9 protein-coding genes are annotated in these 7,777 nt (G+C 70.1%); 3 read left to right on the forward strand and 6 right to left on the reverse strand.

All coding sequences use genetic code 11. The features are described 5' to 3' along the window. Nucleotides 1–36: 36 nt before the first annotated feature. From ACFFNX_RS06240 to ACFFNX_RS06255, 4 genes are all read right to left on the reverse strand, one after another. Nucleotides 37–741 carry an ADP-ribosyltransferase gene (locus ACFFNX_RS06240; protein ID WP_378196573.1) on the reverse strand — a complete coding sequence of 235 codons (705 nt, stop codon included), beginning with the start codon at nucleotides 739–741 and terminating at the stop codon, nucleotides 37–39. 161 nt (nucleotides 742–902) lie between these two features. Continuing rightward, complete coding sequence (locus ACFFNX_RS06245; protein ID WP_378196576.1) at nucleotides 903–1,373, reverse strand: MarR family winged helix-turn-helix transcriptional regulator; 471 nt, start codon at nucleotides 1,371–1,373, stop codon at nucleotides 903–905. Nucleotides 1,374–1,375: 2 nt separating this feature from the next. Further along, nucleotides 1,376–3,217: an asparagine synthase (glutamine-hydrolyzing) gene (gene asnB, locus ACFFNX_RS06250; protein ID WP_378196579.1), complete on the reverse strand. Its 1,842-nt coding sequence runs from the start codon at nucleotides 3,215–3,217 to the stop codon at nucleotides 1,376–1,378. Between the two features lie 269 nt (nucleotides 3,218–3,486). Next, nucleotides 3,487–3,912, reverse strand: a complete 426-nt coding sequence (locus tag ACFFNX_RS06255) for a ChaB family protein (RefSeq protein ID WP_378196582.1) — start codon at nucleotides 3,910–3,912, stop codon at nucleotides 3,487–3,489. A gap of 196 nt (nucleotides 3,913–4,108) precedes the next feature. Between ACFFNX_RS06255 and ACFFNX_RS06260 the strand changes: the two genes are divergently transcribed. Next, complete coding sequence (locus ACFFNX_RS06260) at nucleotides 4,109–4,573, forward strand: ATP-binding protein (RefSeq protein WP_378196585.1); 465 nt, start codon at nucleotides 4,109–4,111, stop codon at nucleotides 4,571–4,573. 77 nt (nucleotides 4,574–4,650) lie between these two features. Here the strand turns inward: ACFFNX_RS06260 and ACFFNX_RS06265 are convergent, their stop codons facing one another. Together ACFFNX_RS06265 and ACFFNX_RS06270 are read right to left on the reverse strand one after the other, a co-directional pair. After that, on the reverse strand, nucleotides 4,651–5,373 hold the full coding sequence (locus ACFFNX_RS06265; RefSeq protein WP_378196588.1) for a VC0807 family protein: 723 nt from the start codon (nucleotides 5,371–5,373) through the stop codon (nucleotides 4,651–4,653). Further along, complete coding sequence (locus ACFFNX_RS06270; protein WP_378196591.1) at nucleotides 5,370–5,525, reverse strand: hypothetical protein; 156 nt, start codon at nucleotides 5,523–5,525, stop codon at nucleotides 5,370–5,372. The genes ACFFNX_RS06265 and ACFFNX_RS06270 overlap by 4 nt, the downstream gene beginning before the upstream one ends. A 141-nt stretch (nucleotides 5,526–5,666) precedes the next feature. On the opposite strand from ACFFNX_RS06270, the gene ACFFNX_RS06275 reads away from it, so the two are divergent. Next, nucleotides 5,667–6,299: a TetR/AcrR family transcriptional regulator gene (locus ACFFNX_RS06275; protein ID WP_378196594.1), complete on the forward strand. Its 633-nt coding sequence runs from the start codon at nucleotides 5,667–5,669 to the stop codon at nucleotides 6,297–6,299. Between the two features lie 301 nt (nucleotides 6,300–6,600). Then, nucleotides 6,601–7,449 (forward strand): MEDS and STAS domain-containing protein, encoded by an 849-nt coding sequence (locus ACFFNX_RS06280; protein ID WP_378196597.1) that lies wholly within the window; start codon nucleotides 6,601–6,603, stop codon nucleotides 7,447–7,449. The last annotated feature ends 328 nt before the right edge of the window (nucleotides 7,450–7,777 follow it).

A 7,777-nucleotide genomic window follows, 5' to 3' on the forward strand; every position in this document is an offset into this window, starting at 1 on the left:
ACGAGAACTGCACGACCAAGGGAAACCGCCTCCATGTCATCCCGTTGATCCCCCGCGGTGGACGTCGGCGAAGAGGTCGTAGGTGCCGTCGCCGCGCGGGACCACGTTGGTGAAGGTGTAGCCGACCTTCCGAGGCAGGAGCAGCTCGCGCTGCTCGGGGTGGATGGCGTGCCGGCCGATCCACAGGGCGGGGTGGCCTCGCGGAATATCGAGGTGCACCACATAACGGATCGGATGAGGGGTCGTGGGAACGACGGTACGGCCCAGCGACGTCGAGGTGTATCCGTCATCGGTATGCGTCAGCCCGATCAGGGATTCGGGGTCGGCGCCGTCGTAGCCCTTGACGTAGTCGATCGAGTTGATGCCGCGCAACGCCTCCAGCCCCTCGGGCAACGGCCGGAACGAACCGTCCAGGATCGCGATCCTGCCGTAGACGTCATCGAGTGTCGGGACCTTGCCGAACGTCGTGATGAGCGCCTGGCGGTCGCGGGGGACGCCGAGCATCCGATCGAGTTCGGCCTGTGGGTCTTTCACGCGAAGTATGTAGCTGTACGGGCGCCCGTCACGCGAGTACTCGCGAGCCGCGTGGCGGCCTTCGGAAGAAAGGCTCCGGTAGGTGCCGTCGAGGTACTTCCCGCCGTAGGCCGCGCCCTCGCCGTCGGAACGAAAGCGCCGAGTCCCGTTGCCGTCGACATACCCGAACCGCTCGCCCTTGACCCGCAGCCCCGCCGGTGGCCGCAAGGCCGAAAGCTCACGCGGCTCTTTGAAAAGTCTCGCCACCAACCTGAACACGCTGCGTTCGATCAATGGTGATCCCGACACGGGAACAGTCTGGCGGATTCATTCCGATCCGGATGACCGTCCTCCTCGCCGGGGACCGCCGACGCCGTGGTGGCCGCGGGTCACAGCGACCCGTCGTCGTCCGGAACCGGGTCGACGACCGGCAGGTCGGCGAGGGTGCCGAAGACGGGCGCCGCCGAGATCACGAGCCGGGCGTCGTCCTCCGGGAGCTCCGACATCAGCCCGGCGAGCACCTCGGCCTCGCTGTGCGCGAACGACCGCAGGATGGCCAGGCCCGCCGGGGTGGCGGCGACACGGGTCGCGCGGCCGTCGGTGGGGTCGGCCTCGCGATCGACGAACCCGGCCGACAGCAGGCCCGCCACCGCGGTGGTGGCGGTCGGCTGGGAGCAGGGCACCCGCCGGGCGAGTTCGCCGATGCGGAGCGGTCCGTACTGGTTGAGCAGCGCGAGGACGATGAGCTGGGTCGGGTGCACCGTGCCGTTGTGACCGGCACGGCGGAGGCGGCGCATGAGGCGATGCATCGCGATCACGACGTCCAGCGTCTCGTCGGCACTCACCGTCCTCGCGGTCATGCTCAGGATAGTTTCAGCGTCGGTTTGTACATGTCCAGCCACAGGGCCAGGTCGAGCGTGCGTTCGAGACCGTGTCGAGACGCCTGTGTGATCTGTGGCGTGTCGGCGTCGACCGCGTGGGTGAGCCAGTCGCGGCTGACGATGTCGAACACCGGGTGACCCGGCATCGACAGGTACTCCCGCGCGTTGTCCTGCAGCTTCACCGCGTACTTGGGGTCCTGGGTGGACGGGTAGGGGGACTTGACCCGCTCCACCACCGACTGCGGCAGCACGTCGCGGGCGGCGCCGCGCAGCAGCGACTTCTCCCGGCCGTCGAAGGTCTTGAGGGACCACGGCGTGTTGTAGACGTACTCCACCAGGCGGTGGTCGCAGAACGGCACGCGCACCTCGAGGCCGACCGCCATCGAGGCGCGGTCCTTGCGGTCGAGCAGGATCCGCACGAAGTGCGTCAGGTGCAGGTAGCAGACCTTGCGCATCCGCCACTCGAAGTCGCTCTCGCCGTCGAGGCGCTCGATCTTGGCGACGGACGTGTCGTAGGCCTCCTGAATGTACCGGCGCAGGTTCATGACCTTGGCCAGCTCGGGCGCGAGGATGCCACCGTCGTCGCCGAAGTGGTTGGCGAACCGCACCAGCCAGGGGAACGTGGTGGCGCGCTGGGCCTCGGGGTCGAAGAACTGCTGGTAGCCGCCGAACACCTCATCGGCCGACTCACCGGACAGCGCCACCGTCGAGTGCCCGCGGATGGCCTTGAACAGCAGGTACAGCGAGGCGTCCATGTCGCCCATACCGGCCGGGATGTCACGAGCCCGGATGACCTTGGAGCGCACCTCCGGGTCGGCGAGCTGGTCGGAGTTCAAGACGATGTCCTGGTGCTCGGTGCGGGACCGCGCCGCGACGTCGTGCACGTACGGCGTGTCGGGCGTGCCGCGCAGGTCGTCGGGGATGAAGTTCTCGGTCTGGCCGACGAAGTCCACGGCGAAGCTGCGGACGGTCTGACCGGCCTCGGCGAGCTGCCGGGCGGCGATCGCCGTCATCGCCGAGGAGTCGAGCCCGCCGGACAGCAGGGTGCACCGCGGCACGTCGGAGACGAGCTGGCGGCGCACGATGTCCTCGAGCAGCTCCCGTACGTGGGAGACCGAGGCGGCCCGGCCGTCGGTGTGCTCGCGGGTGCGCAGCGTCCAGTAGCGGGTGGTGCGCAGGCCGTTCGAGCCGACGGTGACGATGGTGCCGGGCTCGACCTCGCGCATGCCCTCCCAGATCGCGTGGCCGGGCGTCTTGACGAACGCGAACAGCTCATGCATGCCGTCGAGGGTCAGGGTCCGCTCGGCGAGCGGGTTGGCCAGGATCGCCTTGGGCTCGGAGCCGAACAGCACGCCGTCGGCGGTCTCGTAGTAGTAGAACGGCTTGATGCCCATCCGGTCGCGGACCATGACGAGCCGGTTCTCCCGGGAGTCCCAGATCGCGAAGGCGTACATGCCGTTGAGTCGTTCGGTGAACGCGTCGCCCCATTCGAGGTAGGCGCGCAGCACGACCTCGGTGTCGGAGTCGGTGCGGAACCGGTGCCCGCGGCCGGTGAGCTCGTCGCGGAGCTCGGTGAAGTTGTAGGCCTCGCCGGAGTACACCATCACGACCGGCCCGTTCGGGGTGTCGACGGTCATCGGCTGCCGGCCGCCCGGCAGGTCGATGATCGCCAGCCGGCGATGTCCGAGAGCGGCATGGTCCGTGATCCAGGTGCCCCGGTCGTCCGGACCGCGGCAGGCCATGGTCTCGGTCATCGCATCGACGGTGGCCCGTTCGGCGCGCAGGTCACGCTCGAACGACACCCACCCGGTGATTCCACACATACAACCTCCAACAGGCAGTCGATCCCCTACGACACGTAGCTTGTTGATCACCTTCCGCCAACTTGCATTAGCGAACTATATAAATTTCATGTTACAGGATCCTCACAAGCCGAGTCATGTCCGGTGAGGTCGCTGGTGAAGGGAGGCCGCCGTGAGCCCGGATCGGCCAGAGAACATGACGAGGGGTCCGGGGGCGATGGGGTGAATGTTGCGCATCGCTGGAGTTCGCGCCGGGGTGACGTGGACCGGCGTGGCGTGTACGGCCGCGGTCAGGCGCGTGCCCTGGCGGTGGCGCGGTCATTGGCGTTCCGCAGAGCCTGGACCAGCTCGCCCTTGCTCATCCGTGACCGGCCGGGGACGTCCATCCGCCTGGCGAGGTCGTACAGGTGCTGCCTGGAGGCGTTCGCGTCGACGCCGCCGGCCGACGGCGCCGACGTGTGGCGCCCGCCCTCGGCCCGCTCGTCCGAGGGGCCCTTGGCGCCCTCGTTCTTGGGCTCCCAGTGATCGCCGACCTTCTCGTGCGTGTGCTTGAGCGCGCTGTACGCGACGCGGTACGCCCGCTGCCCCTCGCCGTACTCCGCGACCGCGGAGTCGTGGGCCTTGGCGAACGTGCGCTGGGCCTTCGCGTCGGACCGTCTGATCGTGCCGGGCAGTTCGCTCTGCTTGGCGGTGCCCTTCCTGGTCGTCTTGGGCATGTCGTCTCCCGGTGCCTCTGGGGTCTCACCGCAGGACGTACCCCGCCGACCGCGCCCACACCGGGACATTCAGGACATATCACGCGAGGTGTGCTCGGGTGGCGGTGCGGTCGTCTCTCCCGGCATTCGCCGTTTCACCTCGCCGGAGAGGGTACGTCTCCGGGCCGATGGGAAGTCTCGACCGTGGGGAGTGCTCGTGAAGGTCTCGCTCGTGCTGTGCCTGCCCAGAGACGCCGAAACCGTCCGCGTCACCCGGGAGGTCCTCGACGCCTCCCTGGCCGCGCTGGAGGTGGCGAGAGACATCCGCGACGACATCACGCTGGCCCTGGGGGAGGCCTGCGCCAACGTCATCCAGCACGCCGACCCGAGCGATGAGTACGAGGTCCGGGTCCAGTTGACGAACTCGCGCTGCGCGGTGGAGGTCGTCGACACCGGCCGCGGATTCGACTCCGCACTGCTGAACCGGGTCCAGGCCGATCAGGTGGCCACCGCCGAGCACGGACGCGGCCTGCAGATCATCGGCGCCCTGGCGGAGAACCTGCGGATCGAGAGCCGCCCCCTTCAGGGCGCGATGATCCGGTTCGACAAGCGCCTGCGGACGGAGCCGTCGCTCGCGGGGCCTCCGCACGCCGACGTGGCGGACTCGCCGTCCGCGCGCTGAACCCGTGGGTCCTCCGCCGTTAGAGGGCGGCACGTGGCGCTCGGCTCACGCACCGCCTCGGCGGGACCGCGCGTCCATCATCCGCTCATGCGTCCGGTTCCGCCCGCGGGTGAGGACGCGTATGGGGGATCTCCTCGGGTCTCCGTGTGATGGGAGGCGGCGCTCTGCAGCCGGCCGCGGTACCAGAGCAGGAGGAGCAGGCCGAGCGCGAGGACCGCGAGTCCGGTCAGGCGGGAGACCGCCAGGACCTGGGCGGTCGTGAGCGTGAGCGCCAGGATCGTCAGCGTCAGGGCGTGGACGACGAGGGTGCCGCCCATGATCGCGGTCAGCACGGTGGACGCGTGGCGGCGGCGCCGCTCCACGCCGGGGCTCTCCGGCCCGTGGGCACGGCGGTTCGCCAGGCGGACGGCGAGGAGGAGCGCCGGCCGGCGCACGGCCGCGGAGACGAGAAGGATGAGGCCGAGCGGTCCGGTCACGACGGCCTCCTGGAGCTTGAGGACGAACGGATCGCCGCCGGACAGCAGCGCGACGACCAGTGCGACGCCGTACGCGAGCACGGCGATGACGCCGATGGGATCCATCCGGCGCCGCCATGCGAACACGACAAGGGTGCCGGCGACGGGCACGGCCATCGCGATCGCCAGGGCGCTGACGTCGCCGGGGAGCCAAGGACGGCAGAGCAGGTAGGCCAGCAGCGGCACGGCGCCGTTGACCACCACGCTCCACACCACGGCCGCCCGCCGGTTCCCTGCGGGCAGGGGCCCGCCGGGCGCGCCGTGTTCGTCGGTCCGCTCGCTCACTGGACGGTCCTCCTTCGCGCGGTCATCCAGGCGATCCCGGACGCGACGAGTGCGAGCACGCCGAGTGAGACGGTGATCAGTCTGTACCCGCCGAGATCGATCACTCCGACGACGATCAGCAGCACGCCGGCGAGGGCGAGACGAATGGCCATGACGCTCCAATCTGGGGACTCGTGTCAGGCTCACCAAGGTACCGCGATGACAGTTTAGAGTACTAGCGGTACCTAGCGAGTGGACGCTAACATGCCCCTGAAACGACGGCAAGGTACTTTCCGACTACAAGGACGGTGCGCATGCGGCAGGAGTCTCGCGGCCCGGAGGCGGACGCCGACGGCACGACGCGGCGCACGCGACGGCGAGGCGAAGAGGTCGAGCGGGCCGTCCTGCGCGCCGCCGTGGAAGAGCTGACCGAACGCGGTTACGAGGGGTTCACGATGGACCGGGTCGCCGCCCGGGCGGGCACCAGCAAGACGGCGATCTACCGGCGCTGGTCCAGCCGCACCTCGCTGGCGCTGGCGGCCTACCGCGAGATGGTCGCCCAGCCGGACGGCCCCCCGGACACCGGCGACCTTCGGTCGGACGTCATCGGGCTGCTGCGCTCGGTCGCCGATCGGCTGGCCTCCCCGTCCGGAGCCGAGGTGCTGCGCGGCCTCATGATGGACGCGCGCCGCGACCCGGAGTTGATGACCAGGCTGCGCGAGGACTTCAACCGCAGCGAACCGGGAACGATGCTGATCCTGCTGGCGCGCGCGGTCGCCCGCGGCGAGGCGCGCCCGGAGTCCCTGGTGCCCCGGGTCGCCACCGTTCCCGCGGCCCTGCTCCGCGACGAGTTCACGATGCGCGGGCCGGCGTCCGTCTCCGACGAGACGATCGCGGAGATCGTCGACCTGGTGTTCCTCCCGCTGGTCCGCGCCGTGCCCCACTGACCATCCGGGACGGACAGGGGGAGGCCCGCTCGACGGACGACCGCCTGGGGCGACCGGGCCGTACCGGAGTGGCCGGGGTGCTCGTGGAGATGTCCGTCGACGGCCCTATTCGTCGTATAGGGACGCCCGGATGATCGGACGCCCATTCCTTCCAGTGACCTCAGACGTCTGACGACCAGGCCGAAAATCCGCGTCGAGCCGAGTCGCCCAGGGCCGGCGGGGGCTCGGCGTACACTCACGTGAGGTAGCCGGACGACTACTTTGTGGACTGCAAATGGGAACCTGCATTACGGCACAACCGGTGGGCGAGATCCGGCCGGGTGACCATGCCGCGTTCCCGTTCGCATCGGGCGCGGAGCAGGCGCAGGTCATCGGGCCGTTCCTCCAGGACGGCCTGGCCGCCCGCCAGAAGGTCATCTACGTGGGTGAGACAGGCCATCGCCGGCTTCCCGGGCTCGGCGGCCGTCCCGACGCCGACCGTTTCGCCCGTACCGGGCAGTTACGGGTCATCCCGAGCGGCGCGGTCTGCCTGTCCCAGGGCCGTTTCGACCCCGAACGGATGCTCGCGGTCATCAGCCGGGAGATCACCGAGGCCGCCGAGCAGGGATATCCCGCCGTCCGGCTCACCACCGACATGAGCTGGGCGTTCCGCCAGCCCGGCGCGTACCCGCTGATGCTCGCCTGCGAGGCACGGTTCGCCGAAGCCATCGCGGCCGAGACCGCCGTGATGGCGATCTGCCAGCTCGACCGCAGTCTTTGTCCTGCCGACCAGGTCAGGGCGCTGACCGGCTCCCACCGGCTCCAGGTGACCGCCAACCCCGAGTTCGACGACGGTGTCCTGCGCATCACCCGCAGTCACGCCCCCGACGGCCTGCGGCTTGCCGGCGAACTCGACACCGCACGTCAGGAGCCGTTGCTGACCGCGCTCACCTCGGTCGGGCGCGCCACCGCCGACGCGCACCTGGACTTCGCGGAGGTGCGCTTCCTCGACCTGGGCATCCTCAGCCTCCTGGTCACCTACGCCCTGCGCACCTCACCGGGCCGGCGGCTGGTCCTGGACAACCTTCCGCCCGACGTGGCCGGCCTGATCCAGACGCTCGGCTGGCGTCACCTCCCCGGCCTCGCCTGCGGACGCATCCGGCGGCCATGACCGGCCACCTCGGCACCGAGCGGCCCTGAGCACCACTCCGCGAAGCCCCTCCGTGGGGATCTCCGAGACCGAGCCCTCGTCTCGTCCGGCCATGGAGTCCTCCTTCGCCGGAGGGGGTGACCACCGTGTTCTCGTTTCCCTCGCCGCGCCGGGCGGCAGGGCGTTGACCAGGTACGTTGGTGCCGTGGCCTCTCGTCTCCCGGCGGACGGGCCGACGTCCGCTCCGGGTGCTGCGGCCGCGGGTCTCCGGCCGCCGCGGGCCCGTCGGCGTGGCCGGGACCGGGAGTGGCAGGTGCTCTACCGGTCGCTGGTCGAGGCCGAGGGCGGC

Origin of the sequence: Actinoallomurus acaciae (assembly GCF_042429965.1) — a bacterium.
In the GTDB taxonomy this organism is placed as follows: Bacteria; Actinomycetota; Actinomycetes; order Streptosporangiales; family Streptosporangiaceae; genus Actinoallomurus; species Actinoallomurus acaciae.

What these genes read in the sequence shown, in the direction of transcription:
- ACFFNX_RS06255 (WP_378196582.1), bottom strand. Translation starts at nt 3,912, where the DNA reads ATGCCCAAGACGACCAGGAAGGGCACCGCCAAGCAGAGCGAACTGCCC.
- asnB (WP_378196579.1), bottom strand. Translation starts at nt 3,217, where the DNA reads ATGTGTGGAATCACCGGGTGGGTGTCGTTCGAGCGTGACCTGCGCGCC.
- ACFFNX_RS06245 (WP_378196576.1), bottom strand. Translation starts at nt 1,373, where the DNA reads ATGACCGCGAGGACGGTGAGTGCCGACGAGACGCTGGACGTCGTGATC.
- ACFFNX_RS06275 (WP_378196594.1), top strand. Translation starts at nt 5,667, where the DNA reads ATGCGGCAGGAGTCTCGCGGCCCGGAGGCGGACGCCGACGGCACGACG.
- ACFFNX_RS06270 (WP_378196591.1), bottom strand. Translation starts at nt 5,525, where the DNA reads ATGGCCATTCGTCTCGCCCTCGCCGGCGTGCTGCTGATCGTCGTCGGA.